The sequence below is a fragment of the Pseudoxanthomonas sp. P4_B2 genome, assembly GCF_056402315.1.
In genome coordinates, this window is the sequence record NZ_JBFUHQ010000002.1 from 639046 (window position 1) to 656100 (window position 17055).

Here is a 17055-nt window from a genome sequence, read left to right on the forward strand (position 1 = left end):
ATTTCGAGTCCCATGCGCGTCCTTGGCATTGAAACCTCTTGCGATGAAACCGGTGTGGCCGTCTATGACACGGCCCTGACGGGCAGTGCCGGCCTGCGTGCCCATGCGGTCTACAGCCAGATCGCCCTCCACGCCGAGTACGGTGGCGTGGTGCCGGAACTGGCCAGCCGCGACCACGTCCGCAAGCTGTTGCCGCTGGTCAGACAGATCCTGGCCGAGGCCGATCTGAAGCTGGAAGACCTCGGCGGGGTGGCCTATACCGCCGGTCCAGGACTGGTCGGTGCCCTGCTGGTCGGGGCGGGGGTGGCCCGCTCCCTGGCCTGGGCGTTGGAGATCCCAGCGGTGGCCGTCCACCACATGGAAGGTCATTTGCTGGCTCCTTTAATGGAAGACGACCCGCCGGCAGCGCCGTTCGTGGCCTTGCTGGTTTCCGGCGGCCACACCCAGCTGGTGGCGGTGGACGCCATCGGCAGCTACCGGTTGCTGGGCGAAACCCTGGACGACGCGGCCGGGGAGGCCTTCGACAAGACCGCAAAGGTCATGGGCCTGCCGTATCCAGGCGGTCCGCAGCTGGCCGCCCTGGCAGAGACCGGCAGGCCGGGCGCATACAAGTTCTCCCGGCCGATGACCGACCGCCCGGGCCTGGATTTCAGTTTCAGTGGTCTGAAGACCCAGGTGATGCTGGCTTGGCGCGACAGCGACCAGTCCGACATCACCCGTGCCGATATTGCGCGTGGTTTCGAGGATGCGGTGGTGGACACGTTGGCGATCAAGTGCCAGCGCGCGCTGGACGCGGCGGGCAGCGACACGCTGGTGATCGCCGGCGGCGTAGGCGCCAACAAGCGTCTGCGCGCGAAATTGCACGACATCGCCGGCAAGCGCGGCGGCCGCGCCTGCTTCCCACGCCCGGAGTTGTGCACCGACAACGGCGCGATGATCGCCTTCGCTGGTGCGTTGCGGCTGGAGGCCGGTCAGCATGAGACCGCCGCTGTAAAAGTCACGCCGCGCTGGGACATGGCGACGTTGCCGGTGGTGCGGGATGGCAAACTGGAGTCGCAACCGTAGTGGCGAAAAAATAGACGTCGTCATCCCAGCGAAAGCTGGGATCCATTTTGATTTTGTTCTTGCGTTGAGCTCTCCTTCAAACGAACGGCTAACAGCAAAGTCAAGATGGATCCCAGCTTTCGCTGGGATGACGAGCAAAAAGTTACGCTCCTCCCATTCCCCATTCCCCATTCCTCATTCCCATCCAATGGACAAAGTCTTCATAGAAGGTCTGGAAATCGACGCCCTGATCGGCATCTACGACTGGGAGCGGCGCATCCGCCAGACCCTGCGCTTCGACCTGGAAATGGGCTTCGACAATCGCAAGCCCGCGGCCAGCGACGACATCGCCGATACGCTCAACTACAAGGCGGTCAGCAAGCGGCTGGTCGAATTCGTCTCGCAATCCGACTACGGCCTGGTGGAAACCCTGGCCGAGCGCTGCGCGGAAATCGTATTGGCCGAATTCGGCGTGTCCTGGCTGCGCCTCAAGCTCAGCAAGCCCGGTGCGGTGCGCGGCGCGGTGGCGGTGGGTGTGATCATCGAGCGTTCGCGCCCCTGATGGGCAAGGCCTACCTGAGCCTGGGCAGCAACGTGCGGCCGGAGGCGAACCTGGCGTCGGCTCTGCGCGCGCTGCACGAAAGATTCGGCGCCTTGCTGATCTCGCCGATCTACCGCACCACCGCGATCGGTTTCGACGGCCCTGATTTCCTGAATGCCGCCGCCATCCTCGATTCGGATCTGGACGTGTACGCGCTCAACGATTGGCTGCACGCGCTGGAAGACGCGCATGGCCGCGACCGTAGCGGCCCGCGTTTCGGCGATCGACCGCTGGATATCGACATCGTCTTCTACGACGACCTGGTGACCGCGGGGCCGGGCAACCCCGGATCGGGTCCGAGGCAGGCTCTGCGCCTGCCGCGTCCAGAGTTGAAGCACGCCTTTGTGCTGAAGCCGCTGGCCGAGATCGCGCCCGGCTTCGTCGATCCTGTCTCGGGCAAGACCTTGGCCGAGCTGTGGGCGCAGTCGCCGGAACGCGGCCTGCCGTTGACGGCCGTGGAATTGCCGTCCGGCGCCTGACGGTCACTTCCGCCGCGCAGGCGGCGTCCAGATGACTTCCGGCAGCTTGCGGCAGGTGCCCGCAGGCCGCACGCTATCCACGTCAACTTGGGGAAGGAACATGCTCGATAAATTTTCGCGTAGCTGGGAACTGGTCAAGGCCAGCGCAAGCGTTCTGCGTTCGGACAAGGAACTGATGCTGTTCCCGCTGATCTCGAGTCTGGTCACGCTGGTGGTGATGGCCACTTTCATGATCCCCGTGTTCGCGCTGCGCATCTTTGAGAATGGCGTCGGTGTGGGCGGCGCTGTGGTGGGCTTTTTGTTCTACTTCTGCCAATACAGCGTGATCATCTTCTTCAACTGCGCGCTGGTCGGTGCGGCGATGATCCGTCTCGACGGCGGCGACCCCACTTTGCGCGACGGTTTCGATGCGGCGAAATCGCGCCTGCCTTCGATCCTCGGCTACGCGGCCATCGCCGCGACCGTCGGCGTATTCCTGCAGGCGTTGAAGAGCGAGGACAACTTCATCGTGCGCCTGATCGGCAGCGGCCTGGGCGTGGCGTGGACGTTGGCGACCTTCCTGGTCGTGCCGGTGCTGGTCAGCCGCGACATCGGCCCGGTCGATGCGTTGAAAGAGAGCGTCACCCTGCTCAAGCGCACCTGGGGCGAGAACGCCATCGGCAACGTGGGTATCGGTGCGGCGTTCGGGCTGATTACCTTCGCCTTTCTGCTGCTCGGTGCGGGTCTGACCTTCCTCGCGTTTCAGGCATCGCCGGTGCTGGCGGTCGGGGTGGGGGTGGTGTTCGTGGTCGGCGTGCTGCTGCTGGGCGTGTACCAGGCGGCGCTGAGCGGCATCTATTCGGCCGCGCTGTATCGCTATGCGGTGTCGCGCGAAGCGCCAGCGGCGTTCCAGGGCGCGATGCTGGAAAACGCGTTCAAGCCGAAGGGCTAAGTCGCCGAGCCGATGTGATCAGCCAGCCAACGTGCGTCCGCCGTCCAGGTGGATCACCTGACCGGTGGTATAGGTCGCATCGCGCAGCAGCCAGCGCACCGCTTCGGCGATTTCCTCCGGCGTGCCGGTGCGCGCCAGCGGTGTGCGTCCGAGCATGGTTTGTTTGGCGGTGTCGCTATGGTCCTGCTCGGGCCACAGGATCGCGCCCGGCGCGATCGCGTTGACGCGTACTTCCGGCGCAAGTTCCAACGCCAGCGATTGGGTCGCCATCAACAGCGCGGCCTTGGCCATGCAGTAGACGGTGTGTCCGGCCAACGGTTTTTCGGCGTAGATATCGACCAGATTGACGATGGCGCCATGCGAGACCTTCAGGTGCGGTGCTGCCGCCTGGGCGAGGAAGAAGGGCGCGCGCGCATTGGAGGCGAACAGCTCGTCCCACTGCTGCGGCGTGGTGCTGCCGATGGTGGTCGGTCGGAAAGCGGAAGCGTTGTTGACCAGCGCATCGAGCCGTCCGAAGTGGCCGACCGCCTTGGCCACGAGTTCGGGCAGGCGGTCGAATTCGGACAGGTCGGCCTGCAAGGTCAGCACGCTGTGCCCGCGAGTCGATTCAAGTTCGGCCGCCAATGCCTGCATTTCCGCCGACGAGCCGCGGTAGTGCAGGGCCAGGTCATAACCCGCTGCATGCAGATGTCGCGCGATGGCCGCGCCGATACGGCGAGCGCTGCCGGTGATAAGGGCGACGGGTGTCGATGCGGACATGGAATTCCTGAAGATGAAGGCCAAAGACATTGGCGTCTCCTGGCATTGTGTCTCCAATCCAGCACCGCGGGCCAATGCTTGACGGCCATCCCGGTTCCGGGCATGTTGCAATGCATCACCTGCGAGGAGGCACGCTCCGGCGCAGGACAACGGAAACGGAGCGAATGGACTGGGCGAAGTACCGCACTACCACTTTCGACGAGCTGATCCAGGCTGACGGCCAGCCACGACCGGCGGCGCGCCGTCTGGTCGAATATCTAGGCGGCCTGTCCGGCCGCGAGATCGCCGAACGCCAGCTCGCCGCTGATGTCATCGCCCGGGTCATGGGCATCACCTTCACTGTGTATTCCGATGGCCGCAACGTGGATCGCACGCTGCCGTTCGATCTGATCCCGCGCGTCATCCCGCGCACCGAATGGCAGCGCACCGAAGCCGGCCTCAAGCAGCGCATGCGCGCGCTGAACCTGTTCATCGGCGACATCTACGGCAGGCAGCAGATCGTCAAGGACAAGGTGTTTCCGGCGATGCTGCTGAAGGACTCGGTCAATTTCCGCCCGCAGTGCGTGGGCGTGAAGCCGCCGCTGGGCGTGTGGGCGCATATCTGCGGCTCGGACCTGGTACGCGACGGCGATGGCACCTTGTACGCGCTGGAGGACAATCTGCGTATTCCCAGTGGCGTGTCCTACATGCTGGAAAACCGCATGGTGGCCAAGCGGGTGTTTCCGGAACTGTTCGAGACCAGCTCGATCCTGCCGGTGGACGAATACCCTTCACAGCTTTACGACACACTCGCGGCATTGTCGCCACGTCCAGGCGACTCGCCGACCATCGCCTTGCTGACGCCGGGCGTGTTCAACAGCGCCTATTTCGAACACGCCTATCTGGCCCAGGCGATGGGCATCGAACTGGTGGAAGGCAACGATCTGTTCGTGGCCGACGACGACTGCACCTACATGCGTACCGTGTACGGCGCGCAGCGCGTTGACGTGATCTACCGCCGCGTGGACGACCTGTTCATCGATCCGGAAGTGTTCCATCCCGAATCGGTGCTGGGCGCGCCGGGCCTGATGCGCAGCTGGCGCGCCGGCAAGGTCGCGTTGGCGAATGCACCGGGCGCGGGCGTGGCCGACGACAAGGTGGTGTTCGCTTACGTGCCGAAGATGATCAAGTACTACCTGGATGAGGATCCGATCCTGCCCAATGTGCCCAGCTATCTCTGCCACAACGCGAAGGAGCGCAAGTACGTGCTGGAGAACATCGAAAAATTGGTGGTGAAGCCGGCCAACGAATCGGGCGGTTACGGCATGCTGATCGGTCCGCGCTCGACCAAGCGCCAGCGCGACAAGTTCAAGAAGCTGATCGAAGCCGATCCGCGCAATTATATGGCCCAGCCGACGCTGTCCCTGTCGACGGCGCCTATCGTCACCGATGAAGGCCCCTCGCCGCGGCATCTGGATCTGAGGCCTTTCGTGCTGTCACGCGAGGACATCTACGTCACCACCGGCGGGTTGACGCGGGTGGCGATGGAAGCAGGATCGTTGGTGGTGAATTCCTCGCAAGGCGGTGGCGCGAAGGATACGTGGGTCGTAGATCTGGATGAGGAGGCCGACTGATGCTCTCTCGCGTCGCCGACAATCTCTACTGGTTCAGCCGCTACGTGCGCCGCGCCGAGAACACCGCGCGCCTGGTTGGTGTCGGCAGCCTGCTGCAGCTGGACCTGCCACGTTCGGTGCGTTTCGCCTGGCGGCCGATGGTCGATACGGTGGGCGCAGGCGATGCCTTTGCCGAACTGTTCCCGAGCACCGGCGACGATGCCAGCGACGCCGAGGTGGTGCGCTTCCTGCTGCTGGACGAACGCAATGCGTCCTCATTGCGCAGTTCAGTCGATAACGCGCGTGAGATCCTGCGTGGCATCCGCGACACCCTGCCGCAGGAAGTGTGGGAAGCCATCAACGATCTGTATCTGTACATCGACGCCAATGGCGAGCGCGGTGTGAGCCGGCGTTATCGCATGGAGTTCATCGCCCGCATCGCCGATGGTTGCCTCAAGGTTTCCGGGCTGCTCACCGCGAACGTGAGCCGCGATATCGGCTTCCAGTTCCTGCGCCTGGGCACGGCCATCGAACAGGCCGACATGACCACGCGCATCATCGATGCCGGTGCGTCCGGGCTGGTGACGCCGCGCAACGAGGACGATCGCGAGGCTTTCCAGAACATGCAATGGATGGCGGTGCTGCGCTCGCTGGCCGCCTACCAGATGTATCGGCGCCATGTGCGCCAGCGCGTCAGCGCCGAGCATGCGCTGCGCTTCCTGCTGCAGAACAGCGAATTCCCGCGCAGCGTGCAATTCTGCCTGGCCCGCGCGCAGAGCGTGCTGCCCACCATGCCGGCGCGTCCCGGCGTGGACCGCGGTTTGAACAGGGTGGTCGGACTGATCCGCAATGCCGACCCGGCGCACCTAGCGGTGAAGAATCCCGCCGATTTCATGGACGAGATTCAGGTGCATCTGGGCACGTTCCACGCGGCGCTGGCGGACGGCTATTTCTGCGGTTAGGCGATCGCACGGGATTAGCGTACGACCCGTTTGCCGATTTCCGCCACGAATTCGTCGGTATCGGCCCGCCCTGCGTTGCTCAACAAGATGATCGTGGTGTCATCGTCCAAGAAGCGGTACAGCTGCGTCTGTGCGCCCATGATCCGCCCCGGACGTTTGGCGACCCGATGCTTGCGGCCGTTGATCTTGGTTTCGTAGACCCAAAGGCCGTCGCCGTAGTCGTCCAGGCCTGGGCGGGTCATCAACGCAAGGGTTGTCGGCTGAAGCAGCCGGCCCGCGAATAGCGCGTCGGAGAACTTCGCCAAGTCGCGCACGGTGGAATACATCGCGCCAGCGGCATACCAGTTTTCCGGATACACCGGCAGATCGTTGGACAGGGTTTTCAGATCATCGCGGTAGAAATAGCTGTCGGACAGTCCTTCGACGATGTCGTTGTGGCGCAGCATGCCGGTGTCGGCCATGCCGAGGGGAACGAGCAGGCGTTCCGCCAACACCTGCTCGAACGGTTTCGCGTACATCTTCTCCACGATCTTGCCGAGGAGGATGTAGTCGCCGTTGTTGTATTCGAACACCGTGCCGGGCGTGTGGATGAGTTTTCCGCTGCAGAATTTCTGCACCAGCTGGTCGCTGGTGTAGGGCGTCTGATAGGCGGGTAGCCCGCCGGCGAGGGCGGCTTCCATGCTGCCTACCTGATCGAAATTTTCTAGACCCGAGGTATGGTTCAACAGTTGCTGCACGGTGACCTTGTCGGCCGCTTCGCCGCGGTATTCGGGAAGGTATTGGCCGATGACCCCGTCCAGGTCGAGTCTGCCGGCTTCCTGCAACTGCAGGATCAGAACGGCGGTGAACGTTTTGGTGATGGATGCGATCCGGTATTTGGTCTGCGGCGTGTTGGCTGCCTTGAACGGCAGGTTCGCCAGCCCGAAGCTTCGCTCGTAACGGATCTTGCCGCCCGTTTCCACCAGGATCGTGCCATTGAAGTCGTGCGTTTGGGCATAGGCGGCGATGAACGGGCCCAGGTCTTGCGGCATCGTCTGCGCCAGTACGGCCGCAGGCGACCAGGCAAGCGACAGTGCCAGCAATCGGAAAAGTGTCCACGGGAACGAAAAAATCTGACGACGGGCCATGAGGGAATCCCCTGGATTGGACGGCCCGGCAGGATAGGCAGGTTCACCCCGTGTGTCGTATGCAATCCGACGAAAACCCGAAAAGGCCGACGAACCCTTGAGCCGGCGGTGCGGACGGGCCGCGGGTTATTGCTGTTGCTGCCCCGAAGCGTCACCCGGATCGGGTCGCGGCGCCACGCGGCGTGGCGGCAACGGGGGCAGCGCACTGGCCTGCTCTTCCGGCGCACGCGGCGGCTCCCATGGGAAGCGCGGCAGGCTGTGCACGGCGGCTTCGAGTTTTCGCGACCAGGTCTCGTGGATTTCCGAATACAGCGGCGTATCGCCTTCCATGCGCATCTTCTGGGTGATCTTCAGGTCGCCGGCGCGTATCAGGGCGATATCGATAGGCAGACCCACCGACAGGTTGGAACGGATAGTGGAATCCAACGACACCAGCGCGCAGCGTGCGGCGTCTTCCAGCGTGGTCTGCGGACGCAAGATGCGGTCCAGGATGGGCTTGCCGTATTTCGATTCGCCGATCTGCAGGTACGGCGTCTCCGGCGAGGTGGCGATGCAGTTGCCCAGCGGATAGATCATGTACAGGCCCGGCCGTTCGCCGGCGATCTGCCCACCCAGGATCAAGGTGGACTGCACGCTGACGCCGCTCTGCTGCGCCTCGTCCTTCATTTTGACTTGGCTGGCCACCAGTACCTCGCCAACGTATTCGGCGACCTCGTACAGATGGGTGAAAGTGCGCAGGCTGCGGCTGGCCGCGGGATCCTCGGCATCACGCATCAGGCGCGAAATGGTCAGCTGCGTGGTCGCCAGGTTGCCCGCCGACATGATCACGAACACGCGATCGCCCGGATACTCGAACACGTGCATCTTGCGGTACACGCGCACGTCGTCGAACGAGGCGCTGGTGCGCGTATCCGCTGCGAAGACCAGGCCTTCGTCCGTTTCTATGCCGACGCAATAGGTCATGTGGCCGTTTGTGCTGCCATTGTGCTGTGCATCAATGATTCTATGCGGGCCATCCACGCTTGGCTAGCGCCGCCGCCTGCCGCGTAAGATGTGACGCTCGATTCTCTTTATTCCTCCTACATGGCAGATCTTCCCACGCCCGATCCGGACGCAGCCCACCACAGCGAAGGGTTGGCGACGGCGATCCGCAACGAAATCGCCGGATCCGGCGGTGGTATTCCGTTTTCGCGTTTCATGGAGCTGTGCCTGTACGCACCGGGTCTGGGCTACTACAGCGCAGGCAGCGCCAAGTTCGGCGCCGCCGGGGATTTCGTCACCGCGCCTGAACTCGGCCCGTTGTTCGCCGGTTGCGTCGCCACCGCCGTGGCGCCGGTGCTGCAGCAACTGGGACCGGAAGCCGAGTTCCTGGAAATCGGCGGCGGCAGCGGCGCCTTCGCCGAGATCATGCTCAAGCGCCTGCTGGCGATGGATGCGTTACCGGCGCGCTATGCGATCCTCGAACCTAGCGCGGACCTGCGCGAGCGCCAACGCGAACGCCTGGGCCGCAGCCTGATTCCGCCGGTGTTCGATCTGGTGGAATGGCTGGATGGTCCTCCGGAGCAATCCTGGAACGGAGTGCTGTTCGCCAATGAAGTAGTCGATGCGTTGCCGACCCCGCGCTTCACCCTGCGCGATGGCGAAGTGTTCGAAGAAGGCGTAGCGCTGGAGGAAAACGGCCGCTTCGTGCGCAGTGACCGACCTGCCGATGCGCTGCTGGCGGCGGCGGTGCGCCATCTCGAGCGCACCTTGGGCGCGCCTTTCCCGGACGGCTATCGCTCTGAACTCCTGCCTCAGCTGCCTTACTGGGTGCAGGCGGTCATGGGCGGACTGCAGGCAGGTGCGATGCTATTCGTGGACTATGGTTATCCGCGCCGCGAGTTCTACCAGCCGCAACGTGACCAAGGCACGCTGCGTGCCTTCTACCGTCACCAGACCCATAACGATGTTTATGCCTGGCCCGGGTTACAGGACCTCACCGCATCGGTCGACTTCACCGCCCTGGCCGAAGCGGGCACGCATGCCGGCTTCGATTTGACCGGCTACTGCACCCAGGCCAGCTTCCTGCTGGGCAACGGTTTGCCGCAATTGCTGCAGGAGGCCGAAGCGCGCGCCAGCCAGGTGCAGTTGCAACACCTGCGCAATGAGGCGAAGCAACTGACCTTGCCCAGCGAAATGGGCGAAAGGTTTCAGGTCATGGGATTCGCGCGCGAGGTGGAGTTCGGAACCGCCTTCCTGACCGGCGACCTGACGTGGCGTCTGTGAGGATGAAACCGCTCCGGCATCCGCGACTATGGATGGCCCTATGGTCGCTGGCCATCCTGCTGGTGATAGCAGTCTGTCTGCTACCGTCTTCCGATCTGCCCGATCTGCCGGACAACAGCGACAAGATCGAGCATCTGCTCAGCTATTTCCTTCTGGCATCCGGCGCGGTGCAGTTGTTCCTGCGCGGCCGTACGTTGTGGCTGGCCGCGATGGGGCTGGTGGCGCTGGGCATCGGCATCGAGGTAGCGCAGGGCGCATTCACCAGCGACCGCTCCGCCGATCCTTTCGATGCATTGGCCAATACGGTGGGCGTGCTGTTGGGCATGGCCACGGCGCTGACGCCGTGGCGCGATCTTCTGCTGTGCATGGAAAAACGTTTGCGCTGGTAGGCGAGCGGCGATTTTTCTGCGGTTTTATCGCGGTTTCAGCGTCACCCGGTCCAGCACCCACATCGTCGGACGCGTGTCGCCGGTGAAGAAGATGCACAGGTTCTGCAATCCGTTGGTCGCTTTCAACGGCGCTTTCAGAGTTAAGAAGCCATCGGCGTCCGGTGCGGCCGGCAACGGCACCGTTGCCAGCACTGCGCCGTCGCAACCCGCGCGGATTTCGAGTTCGCCGTTCGCACTCTTCGCGGGCTTGAACTTGCGCGCGGGTTCGTCGTGCGCCAGCTGGAAATAGTACGGCAGGCGTCCGGCGCGCACTTCGATGGAAGCGATGCCGTCGAGATCGGCGGCTTTCCACTCCCAGCACGGATTGAAGATGTCCGCGTTGAAGACGGCACGTTTGCCCTCGGCCGGGCCATCGTCCTCCAGGCGCAGCATCAGCGCACCGGTGCACATCGCCAGCTCTTCGTCGCTGCGGGTCAAGAGTGAGGCCGCGTCGATCTTTCGAGTCGCAGCTTTCGTCAGCGGTTTTCCGTCGACGAATACCGAGGCGCGTAGTTCTGCGGGCAATGCCAGCGAGAAGGGGCCTTTGTAGGCAGCCGAACCAGAGGAAGGCTCGCTGCCGTCAGTGGTGTAACGGATATCCGGATAGCCCAACGAATTGGACAGGCTGACCTCCACGCTGCTGCGCTTGCGGTCTTCAGCCACCGCACTGCGCACTTCGAACGGCGTCTGCGCGTAGCCGATGCCCATCGCCTGGTAACGCTGTAGCTGCGCAGGCAGGCGGGCGACGAAGCCGTCCCAGTCCTTCTTCTGCGCGGGCGACCATGCGGTTTCAGCCAGCGCGGCGATGCGCGGGAAAACCGCATGCTGCACGCGCGCGAAAGTGCGCATGTGCTCGGTCCATACGTTGGCCTGCAGGCCCAGGATGTGCGAGCGCTTGTCGGCGGCCAGCGCCGCAGGAACCGGCTCGAATGCGTACATCTGTTTGAGGGGGATGGTCGCCGGACGCCCGGGCGGTTCATTGGGTGAATCGGTTTGCAGGTAATCGAAGTACAGCTCCGACGAAGGCGACATGATCACATCGTGGCCCTGATTGGCCGCTTCGATACCGCCCTCGATGCCGCGCCACGACATCACCGTGGCCTCTTCGGGCAGACCGCCCTCCAGGATTTCGTCCCAGCCGATCAGACGCCGGTGTTTGGCCACCAGATATTTTTCCAGCCGTTTGATCAGGTAACTCTGCATCCCGGCTTCGTCCTTGACGCCCAATTCGCGGATCCGCTCCTGCACGCGGGCCGACGCTTTCCACTGGTCTTTCACCGCCTCGTCGCCGCCGACGTGAACATAAGCGCCTGGGAACAGCGCGACCACTTCGCCCAAGACATTCTCAAGGAAAACGAAAGTGCTTTCCTCTGCGTTGAAGAGATTGGTGTTGACGCCCCATTCGTTGGAAACTACCAGCGGCGTGTCCAGCACGCCCAGCTGCGGATAAGCGGTGATCGCCGCGGTGGCGTGGCCGGGCACGTCGATTTCCGGCACCACGGTAATCTGCAGCGCCGCCGCATAGCGCACCACGTCACGAATCTGTTCCTGCGTGTAGTAACCGCAATAGGGTTTCGGCTTACCCGCGGCATCAAGACCGCCATCTCCTGCGGGAATACGGCAACCGCCGACCTCGGTTAACTTCGGGTATTGCTTGATCTCGATACGCCAGCCCTGATCGTCGGTCAGGTGCCAGTGGAAGGTATTGAGTTTGTGCAACGCCATCGCATCGAGCATCTGCTTGATTTCAGCGACGCTTTGGAAATGGCGCGCAGAGTCGAGCATCAGCCCGCGCCAAGCGAAACGCGGCGTGTCGTCGATGCGCAGCGCCGGTACAGGCAGCGACCGGGCATCGCCGGGCCGCAGCAGTTGCCATAGCGTCACCGCGCCATAGAACAACCCGCGCGGATCGCGCGCGGATACGATCGCGCGCTGCGGATCGATGTCCAGCGTATAGCTTTCTGATGCCGTGCCGATCGCCTTCGGATCGATGCGGAAGTGGATCGCGCCTTTATTGGCGCCTGTTGCGTCGCGTACTTTCAGCTTCAAGCCATGGCTGTTGGCGACGAAGCCGGCGAACTGCTGCGCAGCGGCGCGCGCCTGCGGATCCAGCGGCATGACCTGCGTGGCCGAATCCACCACAAAGCTGCCGTCGTTAATCTGCATTGATGCGGGCGCGGGAATCAACATTGGATCCGATGGCATGCCGGTCGCGGCCATCGCGCCGAACGGGCCTATGGCCAACAGCAGTATTGTTCCCAACGCAACAGGTCGCAGGCAATCGGAAATCGTCATCATTTCATCCTCGCAATAGTGTCGATCCTAACCGACAGTCGTGGGAGCGGCGTGCCGCCGCGAGCTCTGGCTCCTGGCTTCTGGCCGCAAGAAGCAAAAGCTCGCGGCGGGACGCCGCTCCCACGGGTGTTTCGACATTCGGATCAATCGTTGGCGGTCGTCATCCCGAAAAAAAATCGGGCCCGGACAAGTCCAGGCCCGTGAGGGAAACACAGCAATCGGTATTGCGTCGCTTAGAACTTGAAACGCATGTTCAGGTAGTACTGACGGCCGTTTTCGTAGATCGAACGCGGACGGTCGCGGTTCTCGGCGTAGTACTTGGTCTTGGGGTTGTTGAGGTTCATCAGGTCCAGGGTGAAGGACAGATTCTCGTTGATCTTGTAACCCAGCGAAGCCGAGACGTTGTCGATTTCGTCCTGATAGAACGCCGAAGCACGATCCAGACCGCTGTAGAACTCCGAGCGGTAGGTGTAGTTAACGCGCGCGTTGAACGTGTCGTTCTCGAAGTAGGCGCCCACGTTGTAGGTGTTCTTCGAGGTGCCCAGCATGGCCGTACCATCGTCGGTGTCGCCATCGGCGTAGGTGTAGTTGGCGAACGCGCCGAAGTTTTCACCAATAGGAGCTTCCCAGGCCAGCTCGAGGCCCTTCACCTTGGCGCCGGAACTGACCGGCACGGTTAGGTCATAGTCGATGAACGCGCCATTGGGGTTGTTGGAATCGATGGTGAAATAGGACTGGCGGTCGGTACCGAGGGCCACGTAGTTGTCGATGTTCATGTAGAACACGCCGACCGAGAACAGCGAACGCTCGGCGTAGTACCACTCGAAAGTGGCGTCCGCGTTGGTAGAGAGGATCGGTTCCAGGTTCGGGTTGCCGCCCGAACCCGTACCCACGCCGCCGACAGCCGCAGGCGGGCTGAGCGAAACCGCACCCGCCAGCGCCGAGAAGTCCGGACGCGTCAGCGTCCGCGAAGCGGCCAGACGCAGCACCATGTCGTCGTTGAGGTTGTACTTGAAGTTCGCGCTCGGCAGCCAGTCGTTGTAGGTGTTCTGGGTGCGCACGGTCTTGAATGCGCCGAACAGCGAAGTGGTGATCGCGTCGGGATCGGTAGGGTCTGCGTTGACGTAGTTCTTGACGTCTTCTTCGGTACGCACGTAACGCAGACCGACATTGCCGCTCCACTTTTCGCCGGAGAAGTTCAGCTGTGCGTAGGCGGCGGTGCTGCGCTCTTCCAGGCCATAGGCGCCCGGGAAGTAGAAGCGCGCTTCCTTGTCACGATTGGTAAACGCATTGAGCGCGGCCAGTTGCTCCGGTGTGTGGTACCAGATATCGCGCGGGAAATTGCCGCCCAGGCCGTCGCCGAAGTCACCCGGGTAGTTCTGGAAGCCGCTCGGCCAGTTGGCCGCATCGAAGGGAGAAGACGAACCGACCGGGCAGGAGGTATCCACCACGCCGTTGACGAGGCAGGCCGGGCCTTGCGCGGTGACCTGGTCGAGGTTGCGCTCGTGCTTGGCGCTACGGACACCGAAATCCAGCGAGCTCAGCGTGCTGTTGCTGTCGAAAAGGAGCTCGCCATCGATCTTGGCCCAGTCTTCCTTGTCGACTACGTCGATATCCTGGAATCCGAAGATCCAGTCCAGGCGATAGTCGACATTGGCTACGCCCGGCGCGCCGGTAACCGCGTTGCCCAGATGCCAGTCGGCCGCGCCTACGCCATGCATCGCCCAGCCGGCACCACTGTTGAGGCCGACGTCCCATTCCGCCACGTCCTGCACGGGGCTTTCGCCGTGGCCTTCGGAAGTGCCGGCCTGGCCGGAGAAAGTCAGGTTATCGCTGACCGTCCACTTGCCGTCGACGCTGAAGAACTCGGTGCTGGATTTGGCGCCGGGGCGAGAAATCTCATCGTAGATGCCGAATGCATTGCTCGGAGCGGCGCCCGGCGTCGGCGCGAACTCGGCGGCGACAAGCGTGTTGTTGCGAACGACGTAGCCGGCCAACGGTACCTGACCGTTATTGCCGGCGGTACCGTTGATGATGCGCGAACCCCACAGCATGTAGTTGCGGTTGTAGTTGTCGGCCTTCATGTCCGAGCGGAAGTAGTTCGCCTCGATTTCCACCGAATCGCTGGGCTTGAACTGCATGGTGACCATGCCGCCGGTGCGCTTGCGCTCCTGTTCGAACAAGGCCGAGCCGATCAGGGTCGGGAAGTAAACACCCACGAGGTCCGGATGCGCTGTGCCCGCCGCGGTGCCTGCGCCGATGGTGTCGTAACCCAGCAGCTCCTGGCCGTCGCGGCGCAGGTGACGTTCTTCGCTGAAAGCTTGGACGGACAGGCCGAAGCTGCCATCGGCATTCTTCCAGTTGCCAAGCACGGAAATCTGCGGGTCCGTGTTGCCGGGAAGTTCAGCATATACCGCGCCCACCGAACCGAAAATGCTGAAGCCTTCCTCGAAGTTGAGCGGGTTGCGAGTGATGATGTCGATGCTGCCGACAGCGCCGCCTTCAACTATCTTGGCTTCCGAAGATTTACGTACCACGACCTTGTCCACGAGCTCGGCGGGCAGCAGCGAGTAGCTGACGCTGCGGCCGACGGTGCCGGTCTGGTTGAGCACGAACCAATCGCCGGTGCCGATATTGTGGCCATCGATCAGGGTCTGGGTGAGGCTGGGACTGGTGCCGCGCATCGAGACGCGGTCGTTTTCGTCGAACGCGCCTTCGTTGGCGCTGGCGGCGCTGATGTTGACGCCGGGTACGCGGGCCAGGGAGTCGGCGACGTTCTTGTCGGGCATCTTGCCGATGTCTTCGGAAGTGATGACTTCGACGCGGGAGTTCTCCTCGCGCTTAGCGTCCAGCGACTTCTCGATGCTGCCACGGATACCCACGACGACGACCGTGTCGAGGTCCGTCGCTTCCTGGGTGGACGTGGTGCTCGTCGTTTCCTGCGCGTGCAACTGCGCAGCGAAGCTGAGGCTCGCCACGATCGCAGCCGAAAGGATTGATTTCTTACAGTTCATGATGCTTCCCCATCGCTGGTTGAGTTGTGGCAACGAAGACCGCTGCCGTGCCTATGCCTGTTGTTGCTGATCGTTTGCTGTTGGACCGCGCCTGCCCCAAGCAGGTGGCCCGTGGTCGCTCCGACGACTTTTCTCCTACCCACCCTCACATTGGCCGAGATACCAGTTCGCGGCGCCGATGACGCCGAGTTGTCCGTGCTCGACCAACCGCACGGGTATACGTTCCAGCGCCGCACGCATCGGTCCCTTGTTGAGGAACCGTTCGACGAAGCTGCTGTTCAAAAGGAATTCGCGGATCTGCGGCAGGATGCCGCCGGCCAGGTAGACGCCGCCCTGCACGCCGTAAAGCAATGCCATGTCGCCGACCGCGCTGCCCAGCAAGCCGCAGAAAATCTCCAGACTCTCGCGGGCCAAGGCGTCGCTGCCGGCGATCGCGGCGGCGGTGATCTCGCCAGGAGTCTTGTATTCGTTGCGCGAACCGCGCAGCGCGCACAAGGCGGTATGCAGGTTCATCAGGCCGGGACCGGAAAGGGCGTATTCGACCGGCACGTGGGTGCGATGTTTCAGCATCTCGGCCAGCAGCGCCATCTCGATGGTGTTGCCGGCAGTCAGCGCGGCCTGGCCGGCTTCGGTCGCGAGCACCACGGCACGCTTGCCGGTGGGAATCCACACCGCTGCGCCCAAGCCGGTGCCGGGGCCCAATACCAGTGTGGGTCCGACGACCGGGGCGATTTCCGGGCCGGTGAGGCGCAGCACTTCGCTGGCATCTACATAAGCGGCGGCATGAGCCACGGCCTCGAAGTCGTTGACCAGGCGGAATTCGCGGAAGCCCAGGCGTTCGCGTATTTCCTGCGGCGACAGGCGCCAGGGCAGATTGGCGGTGATGACCGTGCCGTCTTCCAACGGATAGCCAGCGCTGGCGATCACTCCGCGGCTGACGGTCTCGCCTTCGAGGGTACCGAGGAAATCCTCGATGATTTCGGCCAGTCCCGGATATTGGGCGCAGACGTATTTGCGGTACTGAAGCACGACGACCGGGTGGGCGGGATCGTCGCTGCCCTGCACCAGCCCGATACGTACGTGGGTCCCGCCCACGTCGGCGGCGATGAACCGCTCATGCAGCGTGTCCAGGGGGCTTACCGGCATTGGATTGGCGTTTGCGACCACACATCTCCCCATGTCTTCGCGAGCCGCGGCGCAATAATCCGCAGGGCCATTGCGCCGGAGTGTGGGAGTGCTCTGACAACGTTGTCAACAGTCGGTCATGAAGAACTGGCAAGGCGACCCAGAATGGTTACATCGGTATCGATGTCAGTAACAATTCTGACCAATTCGGCGCATTTTCGAATATTAATGTTCATATTCATGCACATATGGCTGTCCTCCATACGGCCTTCTTGCTGCAGCGCAAGAAACGTCGGACCAGGATTTAGCGCTCTCTCTGGCTGCGACGTGCCTTCAAAGTGGCCCCGGAGAGAAAAGTATGACAACGTTATTCCCAGCTAGAGCCGCAGATCTACTCCGGCGTCGCTTATCCACCGGCGTCGTTGCGGCCACC

Annotated in this window: 14 protein-coding genes; 8 read left to right on the forward strand and 6 right to left on the reverse strand. The window is 62.9% G+C overall.

All coding sequences use genetic code 11. The features are described from left to right. Positions 1-12 precede the first annotated feature (12 nt). The 4 genes from tsaD to AC1DTQ_RS07400 all read left to right on the forward strand — a co-directional run bounded on the left by tsaD (position 13) and on the right by AC1DTQ_RS07400 (position 3055). Positions 13-1065 (forward strand): tRNA (adenosine(37)-N6)-threonylcarbamoyltransferase complex transferase subunit TsaD, encoded by a 1053-nt coding sequence (tsaD, locus tag AC1DTQ_RS07385; RefSeq protein ID WP_477848863.1) that lies wholly within the window; start codon positions 13-15, stop codon positions 1063-1065. A 187-nt stretch (positions 1066-1252) separates the two neighbouring features. Beyond that, on the forward strand, positions 1253-1606 hold the full coding sequence (folB, locus tag AC1DTQ_RS07390) for a dihydroneopterin aldolase (protein WP_477848864.1): 354 nt from the start codon (positions 1253-1255) through the stop codon (positions 1604-1606). Beyond that, complete coding sequence (gene folK / locus AC1DTQ_RS07395; RefSeq protein ID WP_477848865.1) at positions 1606-2124, forward strand: 2-amino-4-hydroxy-6-hydroxymethyldihydropteridine diphosphokinase; 519 nt, start codon at positions 1606-1608, stop codon at positions 2122-2124. The genes folB and folK overlap by 1 nt, the downstream gene beginning before the upstream one ends. Positions 2125-2224: 100 nt before the next feature. Continuing rightward, entirely contained in the window at positions 2225-3055 is an 831-nt protein-coding gene (locus AC1DTQ_RS07400) for a DUF6159 family protein (RefSeq protein ID WP_477848866.1), read from the forward strand. An 18-nt stretch (positions 3056-3073) separates the two neighbouring features. On the opposite strand, the gene AC1DTQ_RS07405 is transcribed toward AC1DTQ_RS07400, so the two are convergent. Next, the gene (locus AC1DTQ_RS07405) at positions 3074-3844 is read right to left on the reverse strand and encodes a pteridine reductase (protein ID WP_477848867.1); all 771 of its coding nucleotides are present in this window, start codon (positions 3842-3844) and stop codon (positions 3074-3076) included. A gap of 134 nt (positions 3845-3978) precedes the next feature. Between AC1DTQ_RS07405 and AC1DTQ_RS07410 the strand changes: the two genes are divergently transcribed. Further along, a complete protein-coding gene (locus tag AC1DTQ_RS07410) occupies positions 3979-5427 on the forward strand; it encodes a circularly permuted type 2 ATP-grasp protein (protein ID WP_477848868.1) in 1449 nt (482 codons plus the stop codon). Next, entirely contained in the window at positions 5427-6368 is a 942-nt protein-coding gene (locus AC1DTQ_RS07415; RefSeq protein ID WP_477848869.1) for an alpha-E domain-containing protein, read from the forward strand. The genes AC1DTQ_RS07410 and AC1DTQ_RS07415 overlap by 1 nt, the downstream gene beginning before the upstream one ends. Before the next feature lie 14 nt (positions 6369-6382). Here AC1DTQ_RS07415 and AC1DTQ_RS07420 read toward each other — a convergent pair whose 3' ends face one another. Together AC1DTQ_RS07420 and AC1DTQ_RS07425 are read right to left on the reverse strand one after the other, a co-directional pair. Beyond that, the gene (locus AC1DTQ_RS07420) at positions 6383-7495 is read right to left on the reverse strand and encodes a serine hydrolase domain-containing protein (RefSeq protein ID WP_477848870.1); all 1113 of its coding nucleotides are present in this window, start codon (positions 7493-7495) and stop codon (positions 6383-6385) included. 126 nt (positions 7496-7621) lie between these two features. Beyond that, positions 7622-8458 carry a proteasome-type protease gene (locus AC1DTQ_RS07425; protein ID WP_477848871.1) on the reverse strand — a complete coding sequence of 279 codons (837 nt, stop codon included), beginning with the start codon at positions 8456-8458 and terminating at the stop codon, positions 7622-7624. A gap of 120 nt (positions 8459-8578) precedes the next feature. Between AC1DTQ_RS07425 and AC1DTQ_RS07430 the strand changes: the two genes are divergently transcribed. Both AC1DTQ_RS07430 and AC1DTQ_RS07435 read left to right on the forward strand, forming a co-directional pair. Next, entirely contained in the window at positions 8579-9760 is a 1182-nt protein-coding gene (locus AC1DTQ_RS07430; RefSeq protein WP_477848872.1) for a class I SAM-dependent methyltransferase, read from the forward strand. Positions 9761-9792: 32 nt separating this feature from the next. Beyond that, positions 9793-10149, forward strand: coding sequence for a VanZ family protein (locus AC1DTQ_RS07435; RefSeq protein WP_477848873.1), 357 nt, complete (start codon positions 9793-9795; stop codon positions 10147-10149). Positions 10150-10173: 24 nt separating this feature from the next. Here the strand turns inward: AC1DTQ_RS07435 and AC1DTQ_RS07440 are convergent, their stop codons facing one another. From AC1DTQ_RS07440 to AC1DTQ_RS07450, 3 genes are all read right to left on the reverse strand, one after another. Then, entirely contained in the window at positions 10174-12483 is a 2310-nt protein-coding gene (locus AC1DTQ_RS07440) for a family 20 glycosylhydrolase (RefSeq protein ID WP_477848874.1), read from the reverse strand. 233 nt (positions 12484-12716) lie between these two features. Further along, positions 12717-15497 carry a TonB-dependent receptor gene (locus AC1DTQ_RS07445; protein WP_477848875.1) on the reverse strand — a complete coding sequence of 927 codons (2781 nt, stop codon included), beginning with the start codon at positions 15495-15497 and terminating at the stop codon, positions 12717-12719. Positions 15498-15632: 135 nt separating this feature from the next. After that, complete coding sequence (locus tag AC1DTQ_RS07450; protein WP_477848876.1) at positions 15633-16643, reverse strand: glucokinase family protein; 1011 nt, start codon at positions 16641-16643, stop codon at positions 15633-15635. Positions 16644-17055: the final 412 nt, after the last annotated feature.